Origin of the sequence: Alteribacter keqinensis (assembly GCF_003710255.1) — a bacterium.
GTDB lineage: Bacteria > Bacillota > Bacilli > Bacillales > Salisediminibacteriaceae > Alteribacter > Alteribacter keqinensis.
On record NZ_RHIB01000001.1, the window covers coordinates 2,338,029 to 2,360,623 of the forward strand.

18 protein-coding genes are annotated in these 22,595 nt (G+C 46.0%); 3 read left to right on the forward strand and 15 right to left on the reverse strand.

Going from position 1 to position 22,595, the window contains the following annotated elements; genetic code table 11:
- Positions 1-48: 48 nt before the first annotated feature.
- From aceA to EBO34_RS20705, 3 genes are read right to left on the reverse strand one after another with little or no spacing between them, the layout of a single operon-like run.
- Positions 49-1,323 carry an isocitrate lyase gene (gene aceA, locus EBO34_RS11295; protein ID WP_122898302.1) on the reverse strand — a complete coding sequence of 425 codons (1,275 nt, stop codon included), beginning with the start codon at positions 1,321-1,323 and terminating at the stop codon, positions 49-51.
- Positions 1,320-2,933, reverse strand: a complete 1,614-nt coding sequence (gene aceB / locus EBO34_RS11300) for a malate synthase A (RefSeq protein ID WP_122898304.1) — start codon at positions 2,931-2,933, stop codon at positions 1,320-1,322. Before aceB ends, aceA begins: the two co-directional genes overlap by 4 nt.
- Positions 2,934-2,948: 15 nt before the next feature.
- Positions 2,949-3,110, reverse strand: a complete 162-nt coding sequence (locus EBO34_RS20705) for a hypothetical protein (RefSeq protein ID WP_183163822.1) — start codon at positions 3,108-3,110, stop codon at positions 2,949-2,951.
- 305 nt (positions 3,111-3,415) lie between these two features.
- On the opposite strand from EBO34_RS20705, the gene EBO34_RS11305 reads away from it, so the two are divergent.
- The gene (locus tag EBO34_RS11305; protein ID WP_122898306.1) at positions 3,416-4,291 is read left to right on the forward strand and encodes a phosphate/phosphite/phosphonate ABC transporter substrate-binding protein; all 876 of its coding nucleotides are present in this window, start codon (positions 3,416-3,418) and stop codon (positions 4,289-4,291) included.
- Between the two features lie 168 nt (positions 4,292-4,459).
- Here EBO34_RS11305 and dat read toward each other — a convergent pair whose 3' ends face one another.
- Entirely contained in the window at positions 4,460-5,299 is an 840-nt protein-coding gene (gene dat / locus EBO34_RS11310) for a D-amino-acid transaminase (RefSeq protein WP_122898308.1), read from the reverse strand.
- A gap of 214 nt (positions 5,300-5,513) precedes the next feature.
- Here dat and EBO34_RS11315 point away from each other — a divergent pair, with 214 nt between their 5' ends.
- Together EBO34_RS11315 and EBO34_RS11320 are read left to right on the forward strand one after the other, a co-directional pair.
- Complete coding sequence (locus tag EBO34_RS11315; protein WP_122898310.1) at positions 5,514-5,783, forward strand: TM2 domain-containing protein; 270 nt, start codon at positions 5,514-5,516, stop codon at positions 5,781-5,783.
- A gap of 235 nt (positions 5,784-6,018) precedes the next feature.
- Positions 6,019-7,017, forward strand: a complete 999-nt coding sequence (locus EBO34_RS11320; RefSeq protein WP_122898312.1) for an NAD-dependent epimerase — start codon at positions 6,019-6,021, stop codon at positions 7,015-7,017.
- A gap of 467 nt (positions 7,018-7,484) precedes the next feature.
- Here the strand turns inward: EBO34_RS11320 and EBO34_RS11325 are convergent, their stop codons facing one another.
- The 11 genes from EBO34_RS11325 to EBO34_RS11380 form a co-directional block, all read right to left on the reverse strand.
- A complete protein-coding gene (locus EBO34_RS11325) occupies positions 7,485-8,837 on the reverse strand; it encodes a DUF5068 domain-containing protein (protein ID WP_122898314.1) in 1,353 nt (450 codons plus the stop codon).
- Between the two features lie 141 nt (positions 8,838-8,978).
- Positions 8,979-10,691 (reverse strand): thiol reductant ABC exporter subunit CydC, encoded by a 1,713-nt coding sequence (gene cydC / locus EBO34_RS11330; RefSeq protein WP_122898316.1) that lies wholly within the window; start codon positions 10,689-10,691, stop codon positions 8,979-8,981.
- A complete protein-coding gene (gene cydD / locus EBO34_RS11335; protein ID WP_122898318.1) occupies positions 10,688-12,418 on the reverse strand; it encodes a thiol reductant ABC exporter subunit CydD in 1,731 nt (576 codons plus the stop codon). Before cydD ends, cydC begins: the two co-directional genes overlap by 4 nt.
- Before the next feature lie 419 nt (positions 12,419-12,837).
- Entirely contained in the window at positions 12,838-14,454 is a 1,617-nt protein-coding gene (locus EBO34_RS11345; protein WP_183163823.1) for a long-chain fatty acid--CoA ligase, read from the reverse strand.
- A 23-nt stretch (positions 14,455-14,477) separates the two neighbouring features.
- A complete protein-coding gene (locus EBO34_RS11350) occupies positions 14,478-15,584 on the reverse strand; it encodes a CaiB/BaiF CoA transferase family protein (RefSeq protein ID WP_122898325.1) in 1,107 nt (368 codons plus the stop codon).
- 160 nt (positions 15,585-15,744) lie between these two features.
- The gene (locus EBO34_RS11355) at positions 15,745-17,304 is read right to left on the reverse strand and encodes a fatty acid--CoA ligase (RefSeq protein ID WP_122898326.1); all 1,560 of its coding nucleotides are present in this window, start codon (positions 17,302-17,304) and stop codon (positions 15,745-15,747) included.
- Positions 17,305-17,343: 39 nt separating this feature from the next.
- Positions 17,344-18,498, reverse strand: a complete 1,155-nt coding sequence (locus EBO34_RS11360) for a thiolase family protein (protein ID WP_122898329.1) — start codon at positions 18,496-18,498, stop codon at positions 17,344-17,346.
- Between the two features lie 28 nt (positions 18,499-18,526).
- On the reverse strand, positions 18,527-19,672 hold the full coding sequence (locus EBO34_RS11365) for an acyl-CoA dehydrogenase family protein (protein ID WP_122898331.1): 1,146 nt from the start codon (positions 19,670-19,672) through the stop codon (positions 18,527-18,529).
- A gap of 17 nt (positions 19,673-19,689) precedes the next feature.
- On the reverse strand, positions 19,690-20,457 hold the full coding sequence (locus EBO34_RS11370; protein WP_122898333.1) for a 3-hydroxyacyl-CoA dehydrogenase: 768 nt from the start codon (positions 20,455-20,457) through the stop codon (positions 19,690-19,692).
- A 201-nt stretch (positions 20,458-20,658) separates the two neighbouring features.
- The gene (locus tag EBO34_RS11375; RefSeq protein ID WP_249414074.1) at positions 20,659-21,540 is read right to left on the reverse strand and encodes an ABC transporter permease; all 882 of its coding nucleotides are present in this window, start codon (positions 21,538-21,540) and stop codon (positions 20,659-20,661) included.
- Between the two features lie 52 nt (positions 21,541-21,592).
- Positions 21,593-22,594, reverse strand: a complete 1,002-nt coding sequence (locus EBO34_RS11380) for an ABC transporter permease (protein WP_122898337.1) — start codon at positions 22,592-22,594, stop codon at positions 21,593-21,595.
- Position 22,595: the final 1 nt, after the last annotated feature.

Sequence of the window (22,595 nt, forward strand, 5' to 3'; positions counted from 1 at the left end):
CCAAAAGAATAGACTCCTGAAGTTACCTTCAAGGAGTCCTTTGTCAACCTATTTCGCAAACTGCTCTTCTTCAGTGGAGCCTTTCAATGCTGTTGTAGAAGATGTTCCTCCGGAAATCACATTGGCTACTTCATCAAAGTAGCCTGTTCCTACTTCTCGCTGGTGCTTTGTAGCTGTATAGCCATACTGCTCACTTTCAAATTCAGCCTGCTGGAGTTCAGAGTAGGCAGCCATGCCACGCTGGCTGTATTCGCGTGCAAGTTCAAACATACTGTGATTCAATGCATGGAAGCCTGCAAGGGTAACAAACTGGAACCGGTAACCCATACGCCCAAGCTCTTCCTGAAACTGTGCGATCGTAATATCGTCCAGTTTTTTCTTCCAGTTAAAGGACGGTGAACAGTTATAGGCAAGCATCTTGCCCGGGAATTTTTCATGAATCGCATCTGCAAATTTCTGAGCTTCCTCAAGATTCGGTTCAGATGTTTCACACCAGATCAGATCTGCATAAGGAGCGTAGGAAAGTCCTCTTGCAATCGCCTGGTCGATTCCGGCGCGGGTCCGGTAAAAACCTTCTGCCGTTCTTTCCCCTGTAATGAATTCATGATCTGCAGGATCCACATCACTCGTGATTAAGTTTGCGGCATTCGCATCGGTCCTGGCAATGATCACAGTAGGAACATCCATTACATCAGCAGCCAGTCGAGCTGAAATTAAGTTACGAACCGCCTGCTGTGTTGGAAGAAGCACTTTTCCTCCCAAATGACCGCATTTCTTCTCGGAAGAAAGCTGATCTTCGAAGTGAACAGCCGCTGCCCCTGCTTCAATCATTCCTTTCATAAGCTCAAATACATTCAGCTGCCCGCCAAAGCCCGCTTCCGCATCAGCTACAATCGGAACAAACCAGTCTGTGTCGGTTTTTCCTTCACTGTATTCAATCTGATCTGCACGCTGAAGAGCCTGGTTGATTCGTTTTACAACACTTGGTACACTGTTTGCCGGGTACAGACTCTGGTCCGGATACATCTGTCCGGACAAGTTAGCATCAGCTGCTACCTGCCACCCGCTCAGGTAGATGGCTTTAAGTCCTGCCTTAACCTGCTGAACTGCCTGGTTACCTGTAAGGGCACCAAGGGCACGGGTAAATTCTTCTTCATTCAGCATTTTCCACAGTCTCTCTGCCCCCCGTCTTGCAAGGGTATGCTCAATTGTAATAGATCCTTTCAGTTTATCTACCTCTTCAGCAGTATAAGGACGTTCTACTCCCTGCCATCTTGCGTTCGTCTGCCACTCCTGGTTTATTTGCTCTGCTTTTTTGTTCATTTTAAGATCCCCTCCGATTGTTTATCAAGATATGGATAAGCTACAAGTGTTAAAAACTCAGTAAATGTTTTCTGCGTGACAAGCTGCTCAAAAATATTCCTGGCCAGGGGAAACCTTCCCCGTGAAAAGACTTCGTCACCCGAATTTATCTTGATTTTTTCAAGCTCTTCGTCAATAAAGCCGCTCACAAGCTGTTCGGTAATGTCAGTTCCCTCTTCAAGCTTTCCTTCAGGATGCTGGATCCACTGCCAGACCTGTGCCCTTGAAATTTCAGCAGTCGCTACATCCTCCATCAGGTTATGAATCGGTACAGCCCCAAACCCTCTAAGCCACGCTTCGATGTACTGAAGACCGACACTTATGTTGGCACGAAGTCCCTCTTCCGTGATCTGTCCCTTTGGTACACTGAGAAGATCTTCTGCCGTTACATGAACATCATCACGCTGTTTTGAGCGTTGATTTGCCTCTGGCATATACTTATCAAACACTTCCTTTGCAACGGAAACGAGCGCCGGGTGGGCTACCCACGTGCCATCATGCCCGTCTTTTACTTCCCGTTCCTTATCTGCACGCACCTTTTCAAGTGCCCGATTGTTGGCTTCTTCATCGTTTTTAATCGGAATCTGGGCTGCCATACCACCGATGGCATGGGCATTCCGCTTATGACACGTCTTCACAACATACAGTGTATAGGCCCGCATAAAATTAACGGTCATCGTTACCTCTGAACGATCAGGCAGAATGTACTTTTCATGGTTTCTCAGTATTTTAATATAGCTGAAAATATAGTCCCACCGGCCGCAGTTGAGTCCTGCACTGTGTTCACGCAGTTCATATAGAATTTCATCTGCCTGAAAAGCGCCGTGAAGGGTCTCAATCAGAACCGTAGCCTTTATCGTTCCCCGTGGAACTCCAAGTTCATCCTGGGCAAAATTAAAGACGTTATTCCACAGCCGGGCTTCTTTATACGACTCCAGCTTCGGAAGATAAAAATACGGTCCCAGCCCTCGGCTTAGCAGCTCTTTCGCATTATGATAAAAATAAAGACCAAAATCGAATAATGAACCGCTCATTGGTGTTCCGTCAACCTCAACGGACATTTCATTCAAATGCCAGCCCCGTGGGCGGACAATGAGTGTTGCAGTCGTATCGTTAAGCTTATATTCCTTCCCGTTAGGTGCGGTAAAATCAATCGTTTTTCGAATCGCTTCGTACAAATTCACCTGGCCCTGAAGCTGATTTTCCCAGGTTGGCGAGTTTGCATCTTCAAGGTCTGCCATAAATACGTGAGCCCCTGAGTTCAAAGCATTGATTACCATCTTTTTATTCCCGCTCGGACCCGTGATCTCAACCCGACGGTCCTGAAGGGGTTCCGGAACATCATCCACTGTCCAGCCCGAATCTCTCACACTCTTCGTTTCTTCCAAAAACACCGGAAGCTCTCCTTTATCAATCGAACGCTGCGTGTCCTCCCTCTGTTTTAATACAGATTGACGATCACCCTCAAACTTCCGGTGCAGTTTACAAATAAATTCAACTGCTCCATCCGATAGAATTTCAGAAAACGTCTCATTTCGCAATGCTGAAAACTGAATATCACCCTTAGACATAATAGCCCTCCTTCGTTACTCGATACTTCCGTTACCAAGACAGAAATGACAGATTACAGCGCCTGTACCACAACAGTCTTCACATTCCAGGTGGTGATCACCTGTTTTATGTTTCGCTGTTGTCTGACACTTCTTACAGCCGATATCACCGTGCCCGTTACATTTGTGACAGTTCATTTTAAAATCCCCTTCCGTTTTTTGTTGTTCTACTGTTATGATACAGTTTTTATTATGTTATGTATTATATAACAGGAGGTTCAGAAAAAACAACCGGTTTATCCAAATTATTCTGATTTTTTTATAAAATGTGTGTATAACCCTATAACAGCAACGTTATCGCTATTAATCTTTATTTCTGTTGTATAGCAGACTGAAGTCTGACTGCCAATTTACAAAAATTTAACAAAAAAGAATTGAACCCCCCGTACCGTTAAACTAGAATGAGAATTGTACATAAATAACATCTTGGGGGTTTTGGCATTATGAAGAAAATATTGATGATGAGCGTCGGGGTTATGGCACTGTCTCTCGCAGCCTGCGGAAACGGGGATGAAGAGGACGCACTGGTAATGGGGTTTGTACCTTCTTCCGACTCAGATAACATTGCTTCTACAGTTGAACCGCTGGCAGACGAGTTATCCGAGATCCTGGGGCGGCCTGTGGAAGGCTCTGTAATGGTTAACTATTCCGGACTGGTTGAAGCCATGGGAAGCGGAAATGTGGACATCGGCTTTCTTCCTGCGCTCGGTTACGTGCAGGGTGAAGAACGCTATGGATTTGAAGTTATTTTGAAATCTGAACGAAACGGGGAAGATTCCTACCGTGCCCAGTTTGTCGTTCATGAAGAAAGCGGCATTGACAATATTGAAGATTTAGAGGGAAAGTCGTGGGTATATCCTGATCCCGCTTCTCCTGCAGGATTTTTGTTCCCGGCTACGCACCTTGCTGAAAACTACGGTGTTGAAGACGTGCAGAGCTTTTTCGGTGAGGAATTCCAGGCCGGTTCCAATGACGGGGCTTTAGTAAGTGTGTATGAAGGGGAAGCAGATGTAGCGACAACATTTGAAGATGCCCGTTCTGTTCTTACTGATGATTATCCGGACATTATGGACACGCTGAAGGTTATTGAATACACAGAAGCGATTCCAAACGACACGATCACTCTGATTGAAGAGCTCGATGAAGACCTTAAAGCAGAAATTAAAGAAGCTTTTCTTTCCTTCAACGAAAATGAAGAAATGATTCAGATTATGAACGATGTTTATCGCTGGGACGGCATCATTGAAGCTGATCCAAGTGACTACGACATCGTCCGTGACGCTTACAATTTGTTCCGTGATGATATTTCACTGGATTAATAATGTTAATAAAAAATATTACACTAACATCACCAGCACAGACCAAGGCTATGGTCAGTGCTGCTGATGTTTTTATTTAAAGCACCTCTGCAAAAGAATTGTCACTACAGAAGGTGCTTCATTTCTGCGGACCCGCCTGTCTCATGTATGATACGAAAACAGCGGAATTCATTGTCCGGTTTTTGCTTTGAACAGTTCCATTAAAAGCGTAGTCAGATTTCCCGGGGTCCCCTCCGCAACCTTCCTGTCATCTATATGTGTTACAGGAAGCACTTCAGACGTGGTACTCGTTAAGAATACTTCGTCAGCGCTGAACAGTTCTTCAGTCGTGTACTCCCGTTCCTCAAACCTGATTGCCGCTTTTTCACAAATCTCTTTTACAGCCATGCGGGTAATTCCCGGCAGAATCTGCTTTGACAGCGGTGTCGTAATGACGGTGTCGTTTAATACGATAAAGATAGTAGACGACGAGCATTCTGTTACTTTGCCATCTTTGTACAGAATGGCTTCATAGGCGTGTTTTTCTGCTGCAGCTTGTTTGGCAAGAATATTGGGAAGCAGGTTCAGGGATTTAATATAACAGTTTGCCCATCTCTCATCCGGGTGTGTAATGACAGATACACCATTGTTCAGCATTTCTTTACTAAAAGGCGCCATCGGTTTTATGGTCATGGAAACAGATGGGGGAACATCCTTTGGGAAAAGGTGGTTCCGTTCAGCTGCCCCCCGAGTGATCTGCAGATATACACTGCAATCGGGAATTGCCGCTTTTTTTACCCCTTCTTCAATAATGGTGCGGATGGAATCAATCCCCCCTTCAAGATCGATCCGGATCGCCTCTGCACTCTTTTCCAGCCGTTCCAGGTGCTCCTCAAGCATAAATCCTTCTCCGTTGTAATAACGGATTACTTCGTATACACCATCACCAAACTGGTGACCCCTTTCCTCAATAGGGACAGCTTTCTCATCCAGTGCTACGTACTTGCCGTTTATAAATCCAATGCTCATGTGTGCCTGCCTCCTTCTTAAGATTACTTCTATTCTAACTTCTTTCCTTTGGAGCGTGAAGACAAAACCCATCAGTTTTGTTGCGGGGGAAGACATATTCCCTATGGGTCATAAAATGAGGGGTAGGGTGAAATCAACCGGAGAACTTCAGAAGGGATGATGGGATTGGACAATTTACTGTTAAAAAAAGAATTTATCTTCCGTACAGCTCAGTATGGTACAGAGTGAATTTGAAAAGAAGCAGAAAAGTAAACTGATTATGTACTTATTATGGTGGTTCACCGGGGTTCTGGGTGGTCACCGCTTTTACCTGGGAGATGTAGGTTACGGAGTAGCTCTTCTTCTCTTCGGCTGGCTTACCTTATTTATCTGGCCCCTGATCGATGTTTTCTTTATCGGGAAACGCCTCGAGCAAATGAATGACCACTTGGAAAATGATATCATACATCAGGTCAAAGGCTATACACAGGAAGCTGCTCATTAGCAGCCGGCTCTAAAGAAGTTTCCTTGAAAAGGTACGGAAGATTACACCTTTTTAAGTAGGCTTCTTTTTTTGCTCTGCTTAACTTTAATGGTGAGTTTCAATTATTCCTTTTCACACGCCACTTCTGCAGCAATAACCTTTAACACATCCCTTATATCATTTTTAGCCGCCCATACCTCCCTTTCCCCATTTTCATAAATATAGGTAATGACCCTGAAATGCGGGAGGAAAACTCATGGCAATTCTCGTTACCGGATGTGCCGGTTTTATCGGTGCCCATGTCGTCAAGCGGTTAACAAAAGAAGGGTACACCGTTGTGGGGCTGGATAATGTAAACAGTTACTACGACCCCCGCTTGAAACAAGCGCGCTTAAAATGGATTAAGCATCCACTGTTTACGTTTTACAAGGTTGCTCTGGAAGACAAAAAGAATATGGTAGATCTTTTTGAAAAAGAAAAGCCTGGCCTCGTTATTCATCTGGCAGCCCAGGCTGGCGTGAGGTACAGCCTTGAAAACCCGGACACGTACATTCAATCAAATGTAACAGGTTTTATGAACCTTCTCGAGTGCTGCCGTCACTATCCTGTAGAGCACCTTATCTTTGCTTCCACCAGTTCTGTTTACGGCCTTAATAAGAAAATGCCGTTCTCTACTGATGATAATACCGATCATCCTGCAAGCTTATATGCAGCAACGAAAAAAGCAAATGAAATGATGGCCCATACGTACAGTCATCTATTTAACATTCCCTCGACAGGCTTGCGGTTTTTTACTGTTTACGGCCCATGGGGACGCCCGGATATGGCTCTTTTTACGTTTACTAAAAACATTCTGGAAGGAAAGCCGATTCAAATATTCAATAACGGAAACATGATGCGTGATTTTACGTATATCGATGATATTGTTGAAGGCATTGTCAGGCTGTTGAGCAATAAGCCGGCAGGTGTAAATGACAGCCTGGATCCACCACCATCGGAGAGCAGTGCTCCTTACAAGCTTTACAATATCGGAAACAACACACCTGTTCCGTTATTGGATATGATTGCCGCACTGGAAAAAAAACTTGGTATCTCCGCTAAAAAAAAGTACCTCCCTCTTCAGCCGGGAGATGTGAAAGACACATTTGCTGATGTGAGTGATTTGATGGCAGCAATCGGCTTCAAGCCCTCTACTTCAATTGAGCAAGGTGTTGGAAAGTTTGTGGACTGGTATAAAGATTATCACAATAAGTAAGCCTCCGCGGGCGGTTCGGGAGCCTCCTCAGCGCTGCACGCTTGCGGGGTCTCCCCGGAACTCGCTCCTCCCGCAGGAGTGTGGCGCATTTGCTCCAATCAACACTTTTTATAATTGAAATGATCTTTAGCACATAAGCAATAAAAACCAAAACCACTTTCATGCTGCAATCAGAGCCCTATGTGGTGATGTAATTTCCGGACTTTGACTTTTTCAGTGGCATTCTATGTCCTGCTGGGTCTTGCCTGGCTCCCCGCGGCCACAGGAGTCTCAGGCACTTCGGCTTCATTACCTTTTTCAAAACGGGTCTTGCTCAGCTGAAAGGAATATGTTACTGCGGAAAGGTAGCCAATTCCTTTCAACGAAACTCAACATAGAATCCCTCCCCAACATTGTAAAGTCAGCCTTAATAAAAGAAACCGGCTCACAAGGTTCCACCTTTATAAGCTGGTCTCTCTCTTACACGCTTACCTTGGCAGGGTAAAATTCAACAAGTCAGCCTTAAACAATTCCCGTCCGTCTTCTCCATAGAAAGGACCGTATTCAAGCTCAAAATTCTCGTAGAGCTCAAATTCGTCCTTGTAGAATAAAAACACTTTCATGTCTTCCGTATCATTTCCAGATTCAAGCATTGTCTCTGTGCCTGGCTCAAGCATTCCCTCAGGCATATACCTGGCCCGGTTTGTATCTACCGTTAACATAGAACGTGTCGAGAACATGCTGATTGGTGAATCAGACTGGTTGTCCACATGGAAAAGGACTGTTAACGCCACCAGACCATCCCCCGTGTCCGTAAAGGCTTCTTCAAAGGAAGCTGTAGGCTCAAGTTCGGTATACTGAACACCTTTTAACGTCACCCGGACATCGTCAATCATTTCCTCCTGGTTAATGGATGTGTCTTCAAAGATGATCGACTGTTCTGCAATGTTGTCAGTAACAAGTTTACTCTGATAAAGATCCGGTCGAGAGGAGACTTCGTCACCCTGTTCACTCGAATAAATAAAGTCAAACACCCCTTCTTCACGGTAACCTCCGGAGAACTGATCGTTATCCGCGGCTCCTCCTGAAATAATAAACTTCGGATTCGTATTCGTCAGCCTTTCATATTCTTCGTTTGAAAAAGCAAAGGAAACCAATCCGGACACCTTCTCTCCAGCTCCGTATTTTGAAACCTCTTCCTCCATTTCCGATACCACCACATCAGTGTCATCAATAAAAAGTCTTGGCTGTGATACGGAATAGTCATACTGGTCATTTATTTGAATTCTTAACGACATGGGGTAATACATAGCCGTGTCTTTTTGATTATCAACCGTTATCTTAGCTGTGACCAGGTACCCATCAACCTCATCGTTAAAAGGAATCGTCATATTTCGGTTCATATCTTCTATTTTCACAAGCTGGTACTCGTCAACACTTACAACAAACCCGTCCATGTCATGAACAAAGCCTGCATTACTGTTCGTATAAATGACCTCAATATCGCCTTCAGAGAGCTCAGGAATAGAAGGGTTTAACAGACTGTCGTCTGATGCTCCTGTATCTGTTGTTGCTTCCTCCTGCTCTTCTTGTCCGGCTTCTTCTGTATCGCCACTTTCGTCTCCTTCGTCTTCAGTGGTTCCTTGTGCCTCTGTCTCTTCAACGCTGTTATCAGCTTCCTGTTCTTCAGAAGGTTCTTCCTGATCCACCTGACCTTCTTGTTCGTCCTCAGTAGCTGGTTCTGGTTCGTTTGCACTTGTAGTGTCATCATCACTGCCGCAACCACCTAATACAAGGGATAAACTCAGTAACACCGCTCCAAACACGATTGTCTTTTTCATCTCGTTCTCCTCCATCAGCCAATATGAAATTTTTAGAATATATTACCTGTTTCTGTATACCCCTTTTCTTATAAAAAAGAAACTTGTTCGAGTAGTGAAATATTAAAAAAGAAAAAGAAGAAGCCTCTAAAGACTTCTTCCTTACATCAGAATACTCTTTTCAATTTCCTTCATCTTATAAAAATACCCTTGCTTCTCCATCAGGTCCCGGTAGGTTCCCGCTTCTTCAATACGGCCATCGTTCATTACAATAATCTGGTCCATACGCTCAAGACCTCTCAGGTTATGACTGATTAAAACGAGGGTATCATTTTTTGCCTGTTCGTAAAGTTCATCAAGAACCTTCTTTTCCGTCACCGAATCCACAGAAGACACCGGTTCATCCATCACCCAAAGTGGTGCTCCTTTAAGCATGGCTCTTGCAATAGCAAGACGCTGCTTTTCTCCGCCGGACAAATTCCCGCCTTTTTCATAAACACGGTCATTCAAGGAGAAATCACTCAGCATTACTTTTTCCAGAGCCCTGGTCATCTCATTATCCGTTACAGCGTCCCGTGCGATACGGAGATTATCGGCAATCGTTCCATAGAAGAAATGGTTTTCCTGCAAAACCACATTGACAGAGCGCCAGATGTCTTCTTTATCCAGCTGTTCAGTATTTTTTCCTGCCAGCCTAACGTCTCCTGAATCCGGAGACAGGACATTCAACATTACTTGCATAAGAGTGGATTTACCGGAGCCGCTTGCTCCGACAATCGCTGTCCTGGAGCCTGCCGGTAACATGAAACTCACGTCTTTGAGAGCCTGTCGCTCATCCTCGGGAAATGTGTAACAGACGTTTTTTCCTGAAATTTCATAAGCTTCCTGAGGCAGTGATGATGTGTTCTCCCACACTGCGTCTTCTTTTACATCAAGAACGGAAGACAGACGATTCACAGACTGACGGCTTCCTTCGTAATGAGTATGAAACGAAGCCATGGGTGTGGAATTTTCAAATACTGTAAGGGACGTTAACACCAGCATAGCAAGGAACAGCCCGTTTAACTCCCCCGTTGAAGCGAGATAGGCGCCTATCCCCAGCACGATCCACGTAACAGTCAAAGCAACAGCCCCGTTTACCGACTCGCTGTAGGCAGATTGAATGTGTTCTTTTTCCTGCTCCTTTACATAAGAGGCGGATGCTTCTGTTAATGCCTTCTCCTGTTCAGAAAGACGCTGGTGTATTTTCAGATCACGAAATCCGTAAAGAAGTTCCGCAGCCTCTGTGGAGAGAGCCCCCCGTTCTTCCCTCACGGTGGCATTCGTCTTTTTCTGCCGGTATGCGAACCAGGCCGGAATCACAAATCCCGTCAGGATAAGCCCCCCGACAATTGCCAGTGTCACGTAAACGGAGAAAAACAGCGTGAACACTATCGTGCTGAGAAAGATCGTCACCATCACTATCGGCGGATAAAAGACTCGCAGAAAGAAAAACTGCAGATGCTCTACGTCTCCGACTATTCTTGCCAGTAAGTCTCCGCTCCGGTATTTTTGAAAGATTCCCGGGGCCAGTGGTTCAAGCTTATTGTAGAAGTGGACCCTCAGATTGCTGAGAATCGTAAACGTTGCATGGTGAGAGAAATACCGCTCAGCATAGCGGCTTCCCGCTCGTAAAAAGCTGATAAACTTCAAGAAAGCTATGGTCATGGTTAACGTGTATAAAGGAGGTGCGAGCGCTGCTTTAGAAACCAGATATCCGCTCGATGCAAAAAGAGCCACAGCAGCCACCCCGGCAATAAAGCCAAACAAAATGGAGTAAAGGACGTCCTTTTTTTCTTTTGAAATCAGGGAAAACATGACGGCTAAGTCCTTCATTCTTCCACCCCTTCTTGCTGCAGTTCAACCATGTTTCGATAGTCTACAGAGTTTTCCATCAGGTCCTCGTGTGTACCCTGGGCAGCCACGGCTCCATCATCCAGCAGTATAATTGTGTCAGCCTGTTTGATCGTATAAAGTCTGTGAGCAACCGTAATTACAGTGGCACGCTGAGACAGTTCTTTTATAGATGTTTGAAGAATCTGCTCGGTTTCAAGGTCGAGTCCGACAGTAGGTTCATCGAAAAGGATGATCGACGGATTCTTAATAAACGCCCGTGCCAATGCTACACGCTGTTTCTCTCCTCCGCTCAGACCGCGTCCTCCTTCTCCAACCGGAGTGTCGTACCCTTTTTCAAGTCTTGTAACCATGGATGCGATCCCTGCTTTTTCAGCAGCGGCTTCAATCTCTTTTCTCGTAACCTTGTTTTCCATACCGAGAGCAATATTGTCCGCAATCGTTCCGGAAAAAAGATAAGGATGCTGGGAAATATAGCTTAACTGACCAAACCAGTCCTCTTCTTTCAGGATTGAACGGTTCTTGCCGTTTATAAGGATCTCACCGCCGGACGGGGCTGCGAGTCCTGATAGAATATGCAGTAACGTTGTCTTTCCTGAACCGCTCCGGCCAATAACAGCTGCATTAGCATTTGACGGAATAACCGTGTTCATTTCTTTTAACGCGAACCCTTCAACACCGTATTGGAAACGAACGTTCTTTAAAACGATCTCCGGGGAAGTGATGCCTTCGAAAGGCTCGGTCCCCCACTCCACAGGCTGTTCCGGCTTATCAATTTCTTCTTTAATCCGGTTTGCCGCAGCCATACTGCCCCGGCCGGAGTGAAACGCTGTACCGAGGTTTTTAAGAGTGTTGAAGAATTCAGGTGCGATTGTGAGCACAAGAAACGCAGTGAAAAAGGAAATACTCTCGTATATGACCAGGCGCAGACCTACTTCAACTGCAATAAGAGCGATACTCAGCATCGCAATAAATTCAAGCATTAAAGAAGACAGGAATGCGACCTTCAGCACATTCATTGTTGCTTCCCGGAAGCGCAGACTGTTTTCACGTATTTGTTCACGCTGTTCTTCGCCACGACCATACAGCTTTAATGTAGCAAGACCTTGCAGTGTATCTAAAAATTGTCCTGAAAAGCGGGTCAGCTCTTCCACTTGCTCGTCCTGCTTTTTCTGAGTCACCTTTCCGATAAGAATCATGCAAAACGGAATGAACGGTGCCGTAATCAGTATAATAAGACCGGAATAGGGGTTTACAATAAAAATCGTAACTAAAAGCATAAGCGGAACCACATATGTGAGAATCATCTGTGGAATATACCTGCTGTAAAAACCGTCCACTTCGTCCACCGCATCGAGCATGACACTGACTTTTTTACCCGACTGCCCCTCCAGGGAAGCCTGGACCGGATTTCTTGTAAATTTCTTCAGAAGTGCTTCGCGAAAATCCTGTTTGACTTTTGAAGCCATCCGGATCCCCGTGCGGGCTGCGAAATAGGAAAGGAGGGAGCGCACAAGTAAGACAACCAATAGAGCGCCAAGGTAGGGCACTGTCCACGAAAAGGACCGTCCCTGCATGAAGATCCCGTCAACAATGAGCACAATTAAGTACGCCTGGGCGATCATCACCGCTCCTGTGAGAAAGCTTGTTGTATAAAGGGCATTCACCTTACTGCGCTGGGCAAATGCGAGTTTCTTTAATTCTTTCATAGTCTTAAATCCCCCATTTAAGGTGGTTTACATTCAATAATTGTTGTGATTGTGAATATTTTCACAAGTTTATTTTAAAATAAAATCCTTTATGAAGTAAAGGAATTTTAACCGTCCCTTTATTATAAACGATATGATGGGTTTTTACATGTACGGTGCTCACGATTTTTTTGACAAGTGTGTGAAGATAAATGGCGGAAGAAGGTTTAGACAAGTTAGTATGGGGTTTAATCAAGTTAGGCTTTGCTTTAAACAAGTTAGAGTACGATTTAAACGATTTAGTCTTCATCTCCCCTTCCCCACTCCCCAAAAAACGAAGGTGTCTCAAAATGTCCCGGTAGATTGGCTATGGCTCCACTCATTGCTTCGAGGTTGACTCAAAAGGTAAAAAACCGACCTTTTGAGTCAACCTCCTCCTCTTATTTTATCACCAGATGATCTTTCAATTGAGCCCTGAGAGCTCTCTTTAAAAACTTCCCGACTGACGTCTTTGGAATTTCATTCAGGAACACAATGTCATCCGGAAGCCACCACTTGGCAAACTGCGGCTTCAGAAAATCCATGAGGTCTTCTTTTCCCACTTCATCCTTATACTCATCTTTCAGCACCACGCACGCCACGGGCCGTTCCTGCCATTCAGGATGGGCAACCGCCACTACACTTGCTTCAAAGACGGCGTCGTGTGCCATAAGAGCATTCTCGATATCTACAGAAGAAATCCACTCCCCTCCGCTTTTAATCATATCCTTGGTTCGGTCGATGATTTTTATGATCCCTTCTTTATCCACCGTTACAACGTCCCCCGTATGAAGCCATCCGTCCCTGAATGCCTCTTCTGTACGATCATCCCGGTAATACTCATTTGCAATCCACGGGCCTCGGAGCATTAATTCACCCATGTCCTCACCGTTCCACTCTACTTCTCCCCGCTCACCAACGACCTTCATCTCAAGTCCTGGAACGAGGAGCCCCTGCTTGGAGCGCACATCCAGCTTTTCTTCTTCACCAAGATCATCCTGATAGCTCTTTAACTTTGAAACGGTCACAAGAGGACTGGTTTCGGTCATACCGTATGCGTGTAAAAACGGAACATTATATTTTGTTTCATAGGCACGGATCATCCCTGATGGTGCCGCAGATCCTCCACATAACACAGCCCGCAGACTCGTTGTATCATAATCGCCGCTCTCAAGTTCGTTCAACAGCCCGAGCCAGATTGTCGGAACGCCTGCAGTAATCGTCACCTTCTCTTTTTCTATGAAATCTGCAAGCAGCTTCGGTGTAAACTGAGGTCCCGGAAGCACCTGCGTTGTTCCGAGCATGGTTGCTGCAAACGGCAGTCCCCAGGCATTCGCATGGAACATCGGAACAACAGGCATACACCGGTCTGCTTCAGAGAGGCCGGCAGTGTCGGCCAGACCCAGCGCAAAACTGTGCAAAACGATCCCCCTGTGAGAGTAAACGACACCTTTGGGATTCCCTGTTGTTGCAGACGTGTAGCACATTCCCGCAGGTTCATTTTCATCCAGGTCTTTTATAAAAGCAAAGCGTTCATCTCCCTTTTCCAGCAGGTCTTCGTAGGAATACAGAGGGGAAATATCTGACTCGGGGAGTTCCTCTGAATCTGTCATGACAATAAATGCTTCCACCGTTTTCAACTGGTTCTTCACTTTTTCCACTAGAGGCCATACATCTTCGTCTACGAGAAGCACTTTATCCTCTGCATTGTTAATGATGTAGATAATGTGTTCAGGACTCAGACGAATGTTGATTGTATGAAGTACAGCTCCCATTCCCGGAGCTGCGAAGTAAACTTCAAGGTGGCGGTGATGATTCCAGGCCAGCGTAGCTACACGGTCTCCTCGTTCAACCCCAAGCTCCGCAAGAGCTGATGCGAGACGGCGCGTACGTTTTCCGATCTCTATGTAAGTAAAGGACGAAACCCCGCCGGACGTTCGTGAAATCACCTGTTTTTCAGGAAAAAACTGCTCTGCTCTTTCCATCATGGCTCCTACTGTTAATGGTACATTCATCATCATACATTTCCCCTTCCAGAGTATTATGTGTTCTGATTTTTATCCATTTGACTTAAAAGCTCTCTTGTATGTTCACCTTTCAACGGCGGTCTTGTGCTGATCCTGCTCTTATGCTGCGGAAATGTCGCTGCCTGCCGGGTACCGTCTTCATTATCCCAGACAAGGTTTTTCCCTTGAAAATATGGAGTTTTATTAATCTCACTCGGCTCAAGAACCGGTGTAAGACAGCAGTCATGTTCAAGACCGAATAAAGTCCACTCCTGGAGTGTTTTACCGGCAAACAAAGACTGTATTTCCTTAAAAACCGTATTTGATTCTTCAGTCGTTGACCAGTGAGAGCTGATCCAGTCGGGGCGGTTTACTCCATCGCAAAAATTCGTCCAGAACTTCTTCTCCAGTGCCGCCAGAGCCGCATACCGCCCATCTTTTGTCTCATAAAGACTGTAGCAGACGAGTTCGCCGTCAAGGAGAGAAATACCGGTTTCCCGCCCTGTTTCCTGTTCGTAGATCACGTGATTGGTCATAAGAGAAACCATCGAATCTGCCAGGGAAAGATCCACATACTCACCTTCCCCTGTTCTCTCTTTTTTCACCAGAGCTGCAAGGATCCGTTCATTTGCAGTAACACCCCCGAAAAGGTCGGCAAACGTATTCGTCGGATGAACCGGTGAGCCACCTTTGTCTTTCATCTGAGACAGGGATCCGCTCACAGCCATATAATTCAGATCGTGGCTTCCCAAGTTGCTTGCTGTACCGGCTTGTCCGTACCCGGAAATGGAGCAATAAACAATGCCCGGGTTAACCTCCTTTGCACGTTCGTAATCGATTCCCAGCCTGCTGGTCACCCCCGGTCTGAAACTCTCGATAACAACATCCGCCTCTTCAATTAATAAAAGAGCCGCCGTCTGCCCTTCTTCTGTTTTTAAATCCAGGGTAATGCTTTTTTTATTACGGTTATTGGCTAAAAAAACGAGCCCGTCACCGTTTTTCTTTTCTCCTGTATTTCGGGCCGGGTCACCTTCCGGCGGCTCCACTTTAATTACTTCTGCTCCAAGATCCCCAAGCCGCAGCGTCGCATAAGGGCCGGGCAGATAAAATGAAAAATCAATCACACGAATCCCTTTAAGCATGGTTCACCTCATTTTTATACACATTTCAAAACCTGTTAACTTACAGATGCTGCATTTAATAAACATGGCTCACCCAGACGAAGCCTGCCACTACTTCTCTTTCTACTGCGGTGTATCTCTTCCCCGTTTCCATATGCAACAACTCTTACGTCAGAAAAAGTTACCCGTTGCTTTTTACGAGTTCGTTTTTCAGCATGAATTTCTGAATTTTCCCGCTTGCGTTTCTCGGTAGTTCGTCCACGAATAAGTACCTGCGAGGCCTTTTATAATCAGCTAACTTTGTACTCTCCTGACAAAACCGGTCAAGGTCTTGTTCTGATAAAGAGTCGTTCTTCCTCACAATCACAGCCATAACTGATTCTCCCCACTTTTCATCAGGCTCTCCCAAAACAGCTACATCAAGAATACCTGGATGCTCGTAGAGAACATCTTCAATCTCTCTTGGGTAAATATTTTCACCACCGCTGATAATCATGTCATCGACTCTGTCTGCAATCCACAGGTATCCCTCATCATCAAACGATGCTGCATCACCTGAATAATACCACCCTTTATAAATCGCATTTCTCGTTGCTTCTTCCCGGTTAAAATAACCCTGCATCATACACGGACCTTTAACGATTAGTTCTCCTGTTTCTCCAGGGTTCATAATATCGTCCGGCTCCGATGGCCGTCCTGCCTCACGGGGCCTTACAATCCGGATCTCGTGGTTCAGACATGCCTTCCCGGCTGATCCCGCTTTCCTGACCTGATCCTTCTCGTTTAAAAACGTCACAGCAGGCCCCATCTCAGTCATTCCATATGCCTGGACAAGTTCACACCCGAAATGTTCCTGTATGGCGTTAACGAGCGCAGGTGCCATAGGAGCAGCCCCGTACAACCCGAGACGGAGTGTTGTTAAATCGTAATCGTCCAATGACTCCTGGAGCATCATGTTCCACATTGTCGGAGCAGAAAAGAACAGGGATACTTTTTCCTCTTCAATAAGCTCCAACGTTCGTTTAGGTTCAAAATGGTGTGTGATGATATTTAAAGCTCCTACATGTACCCTCGGTAAAAATGCGCAATGAAGTTCAGCACAATGAAACATAGGCGCTGTAACTAAACCCCGGTCATCCTCTGTCAGCTTTGTAGATGCAATAAGGATTAGACTTTGCTCGACCATCTCACGGTGACTGTGCATGACACCTTTTGGCCGCCCTGTCGTACCGCTCGTGTACATAATGGCATACAGATCTTCCTCTTGTACGTTACTATCAGGACGGTCACTTCCGGCTTCATGTACTTTCTCATGAAAATTCTCAGCGTATTCAGGAGTGTCGGAATCTACGTACCAGTATGAAATTTCAGGTATATCTTTTCGAACCTCATTTATCTGCGAGGCCAGCGCCTTTTCAAAAAGGACAATCTTCGGAGACGCATCTTCTACTATGAACAGAAGTTCATCTGCAGCAAGGCGGAAATTAATTGGATTAAAAACAGCTCCTATCTTCGCACATGCAAAATAGGCAGTTGCCAGCTCTTCCGTATTAAAAAGAAAAGTAGAAACACGGTCGCCTTTCTTTACACCTGCATCAAGAAAGGCATTTGCCGTTTTATTTACTCTGTCATTCCATTCTGCATACGTGAATCTGAGGTTCTTTTGCACATAAACAATCGCTTCTTTATCCGGAAACTTGGTTACCGTCTGCTCAAATAACGTTCCAATTGTTGTAGACATTTAAGTACCTCCAATAAGGATTTTAAGCAATGGTAAGGACTATTCCATCCGCTCGATGATCGTCGCATTCGCCATCCCGTAACCTTCACACATCGTCTGCAGCCCGTATCTTCCGCCGCTTCGCTCAAGCTCATGAATCATGGAGGTCATGAGGCGGGCTCCGCTCGCCCCCAGCGGATGCCCTAAAGCGATGGCTCCTCCGTTCGGGTTCATCTTCTTCGGATCAGCTCCCGTTTCTTTTAACCAGGCTAACGGCACAGGTGCAAAAGCTTCGTTAACTTCAAAAACGTCAATGTCATCAAGGGTAAGGCCTGATTTTTCAAGCACCTTCTCTGTAGCAGGAATCGGCCCTGTGAGCATCAGTGTCGGATCAGACCCTACAACGACACGGGTGTGAATACGAAACCTTGGTTTTAACCCCAGTTCTTCAGCTTTTTCCCGGCTCATAATAAGAATGGCACCGGCTCCGTCACTGATCTGACTTGAGTTCCCGGGATGAATGGTCCCTCCCTCGATAAAGGAAGGATTCAGCCCTGCCAGCTTTTCTGCTGTTGTTCCTTCCCGTGGGCCTGTGTCGTGCATGACCTCTTCAACCGTTCCGTCCGGGAGAGTAACGGAAACAGGGACAATCTCTTTATCAAAGAAACCCTTTTTTTGCGCAGTCAGGGCTCTCCTGTGGCTTTCTGCTGCATACTCGTCCATCTCTTCCCGGCTAAATCCCCACTTCTGAACAATCTTTTCAGCAGAAATTCCCTGGTGAACGATTTCGTATTTTCCGGTCAGCTGTTCACTTGGTTTAGCTCCCTGGAAGTTTGACCCCATCGGCACCCTGTCCATGTTCTCCACACCTGCAGCAATGACCACATCCATATCCCCGCTCAAAACCGCCTGGCTGGCGAAGTGGACAGCCTGCTGGCTTGATCCGCACTGGCGGTCAATGGTCGTTCCGGGCACGTGCTGAGGGAAGCCTGCGATAAGAGCAGCAACCCTTCCAATATCCCCGGCTTGCTCGCCGGACTGGGTTACACAACCCATAATCACATCCTCTACAATTCCGGGGTCAATTCCGGCTCTCTTTACGACTTCCTTAAGAGCAATCGCAGCAAGATCATCGGGACGGACATGCTGGAGGGTTCCCTTCCGTCTTCCAACCGGCGTTCTGACTGCTTCAACGATGACTGCTTCTCTGTTCATAGCGTATAACCACCCTTCTCTCGTATACTTACAAGCCCATATTTTTCGCAATAATCGTTTTCATAATTTCATTTGTCCCGGCATATATCGCCGATACAGGAATGTCTCTGTAACGTCTGGCAATCTTGTATTCTTCCATATACCCGTATCCGCCATGGAGCTGCATACACGAAGAGGCTGTGTCTTTCGCCATTTCCGTCAGCTTCCACTTGGCCATTGAAACTTCGGTCACGACGTCTTCACCGGCCATATGTCTGGCAATAAGCTGATCGAGGAACGTGCGGCCCATTTCAATTTCTGTCGCCATTTCCACAAGCTTGAACTGGGTGTTCTGAAACTTGCTGACCGGCTGTCCGAATGCTTTTCGGGATTTCACATAGTCGATGGTCGTCTGAAGCATATCCTCAGCTGCCACCTGGGCACCAATTGCAACCAGGAGGCGTTCCTGCTGAAGCTTGTCCATCATATAAAGAAATCCTTTTCCTTCTTCACCGAGCAGGTTTTCCTTTGGCACCCGGCAGTCTTCAAAAATCAGCTCTGCGGTATCCTGGCTGTGCAGGCCGACCTTATCAAGTTTCCGGCCGCGGGAGAAGCCTTCTATTCCCCTTTCCACAACAATCAGACTCACACCTTTGTGCTTTGGTTCTGCTTTTGGGTCAGTCTTGCACGCAACCACAACCAGATCGGAATGGATTCCATTTGTAATAAACGTCTTCTGCCCGTTCAGAACATAATGATCTCCGTCTTTAATGGCCGTGGTCCTGATGTTGGCAAGATCCGATCCTGTCCCCGGTTCAGTCATAGCCAGTGCTGTAATCGTTTCCCCGGTCACACACTTAGGCAGCCAGCGTTCTTTTTGCTCCTTCGTGGCAAAAGCCGTAAGATAAGGAACCACCACATCGTTATGAAGACCAATGCCGATCATGCTTGTTCCGACCTTCTCCAGCTCTTCGTTAATCACAACAGAAAAGCCCCAGTCCACGCCTGAACCACCGTATGCTTCCTCTACATCGGGACACAGGAATCCCTGCTCCCCCATCTTTGTCCAGAATTCCCGGGTAATCATCCGGTCTTTTTCCCATTGATCAAAGTGCGGATAGGCTTCCTTGTCCAAAAATTTCCGTAATGCCTGCCTGAACATCTGATGATCGTCTGTCAGGTATGGATGTTTCATAAATAAACCTCCTCTTTTTACTTTGGCTGCATTCGAATTGCGCCGTCGAGACGGATCACTTCCCCATTCAACATCGGGTTTTCTATAATTGCTCCTGCCAATTTTGCGTACTCTTCCGGCTGTCCGAGGCGCGACGGAAACGGGGTCATTTTTCCAAGAGCATCCCTCGCTTCATCAGGTAAAGATGCAAACATAGGTGTATCAAACAACCCTGGCGCAATGGTCATTACCCGAATACCGGAAGAAGCCAGCTCTCGTGCAATCGGCAGTGTCATTCCAACAACCCCGCCTTTTGATGCACTGTAGGCAGCCTGCCCAATTTGACCGTCGAATGCAGCGACAGAAGCCGTGTTGATGATGACTCCTCTTTCACCATTTTCTTGCAATGTATTCGCTTTCATTTTGTCAGCCGCCAAACGAATGACATTAAACGTCCCTAAAAGATTTACTTCAATTGTCTTCGAAAAACTCTCCAGACTATGGATCCCTTTTCTTCCGTTCACTTTCTCTGCCACACCAATTCCCGCACAATTTACAACTGTATTTATTTCACCGAATACATTACTACCTTTGTCCAATGCTTTGGCAATTCCTTCTTCGTCTGTTACGTCTCCCTTTACAAAAAGTGCATGTTCGCCTAATTCACCGGCTAACTTTTCACCATTTTCACTGGACCGGTCAAAAATGACAGCCTTTCCTCCATGGACAATCGTATATCTGACAACCGCCTCACCGAGGCCGGAAGCTCCACCTGTTACAAATGCTGTTGTCTCCTTTAGATTCACTTTCTGTAACCTCCTTTGTTCTCTCTTCTAGGCTAAATCGTTTAAATCGGGGGCTAACTTGTTTAAAACCCGCTCTAACCTGTTTAAACTTCATCCTAACCTGTTTAAACTTCGTCCTAACCTGTCTATACCTGCTCCTCCACTTATCTTTACAAAACAAATGCACTTTCTTCCAGGAAGAAAGTGCATTAATTTGTATTCCTAACTTTTCATTTTCGGATCAAGAGCATCTCTCAGCCCATCCCCGATCATGTTAAACCCGAGAACCACAAGCATAATGGAGAATCCGGGGAATAACACCGTCCACGGAGCACTTTGAATGTACTGCCGTGAATCCGAGAGCATTCTCCCCCACTCCGGTGTCGGCGGCTGAGCACCCAATCCGAGAAAGCCAAGAGCCGCAGCTTCAAGAATTGCCGTACCAAATCCCAGCGTAGCTTGTACAATAATCGGTGCCGTACTGTTCGGCAGCACGTGGTGGAAAAGGATCCGGGTACTTTTCATCCCCTGCGCTTTCGCTGCAAGAATATATTCTTCCTGTCTGATGGAAATTACCTTCGACCGGACGAGACGTCCAAAAATCGGAATGTTAATGATCGCTATGGCGATCAGGGCATTCTGTAATGACGGACCAAGCATGGATACGATAGCAATTGCTAACAGGATACTTGGAAATGCAAGCATGATATCAAATATTCTCGAGATAATCATGTCAACCCATTTACCATAAAACCCTGCAATAATACCGAGTAATGAACCAAAGATCATGGCTCCTGTTACAGCAAAAAATCCAACAAGAAGTGAAATCCTTGCACCGAAAACGATCCTGGCGAATATATCACGGCCCGAGTAGTCTGTACCAAACCAGTGTGCTGCAGACGGCCCCTGAAGTCTGTCTGCTGCATTCATACCGCTTATGGAATGACTCGTTAACAAAGGTGCAAAAATAGCCATAAAAATGAAGAAAAACACAATACACAGGCCTACGATTGCCAGCTTGTTCTTTCTAAGCTGCCAATAGGCTTCTCTCCATGGCGATATGGATTCAACTCTGGACAGCTGGGGTTTTTCCGGTCCCTGCATCGGCTTTTTCGTTGATTGTTTAGCTGTTTCCATAGTGTATTCCCTCCCCCGTCTAGTATTTGATTCTCGGATCTATATAACTGTAGAGGAGATCAACGACCAGATTGATGACAACGAACATGGTAGCTATTACAAGAATTCCAGACTGAATAACCGGATAATCACGATTGCCGATAGCTTCATACACATACCTGCCGATTCCAGGCCAGCTGAAGATGGTTTCAGTAAGAATTGCTCCTCCTAAAAGAGTCCCCGTTTGAAGACCAACAACCGTTAATACAGGAATGACGGCGTTTTTAAATGCGTGACGGTAAATAACGGTGAATGTCCGGGATCCTTTTGCCTGAATCGTACGGATATAATCATGACGTAAAACCTCAAGCATACTCGAGCGTGTCATCCTGGCAATTATCGCCATCGGAATCGTTCCCAGAGCGATTCCGGGGAGGATTAAATGTTTAAACGATGTCCACCACTGATCGAGTCGTCCATTAATAATAGAGTCAATCAGATAAAAGTGAGTGGTTGTCTCTATCGGATCTCTTGGATTCGCACGGCCAAAAGCAGGCAGCCAGCCCAGTTCCTGAGCAAAGATCCACTGCTGCATTAGTCCGAGCCAGAAGATCGGCATCGATACCCCGATAAGAGCGATGATCATCGCCGTGTAATCAAATAATGAGTTTTGTTTCCAGGCACTGATGATTCCTGCGTTTACTCCCACCACAACGGCAAAAATCATTGCAAAGATCGTCAGTTCAACCGTAGCTGCAAGGTAAGGTCTGATTTCAGACGAGATCTCACCTCTTGTACGAAGAGATGTACCCAGATCCCCTTGTACAAGCCCGGCCATATAATTACCGTACTGTACAAAGTAAGGTTCATTAAGGCCAAGCTGTTCTTCAAGGGTTGCAATTGCCTGGGGAGTTGCCTGTTCTCCCAGAATGGTTTGTGCCGGGTTACCCGGAATGAGGTGGATGATCGAAAACGTAATTAATGACATTCCGATCAATACCGGAATGAGCATGAGTAACCTTCTTATTGTATATGAGAGCATC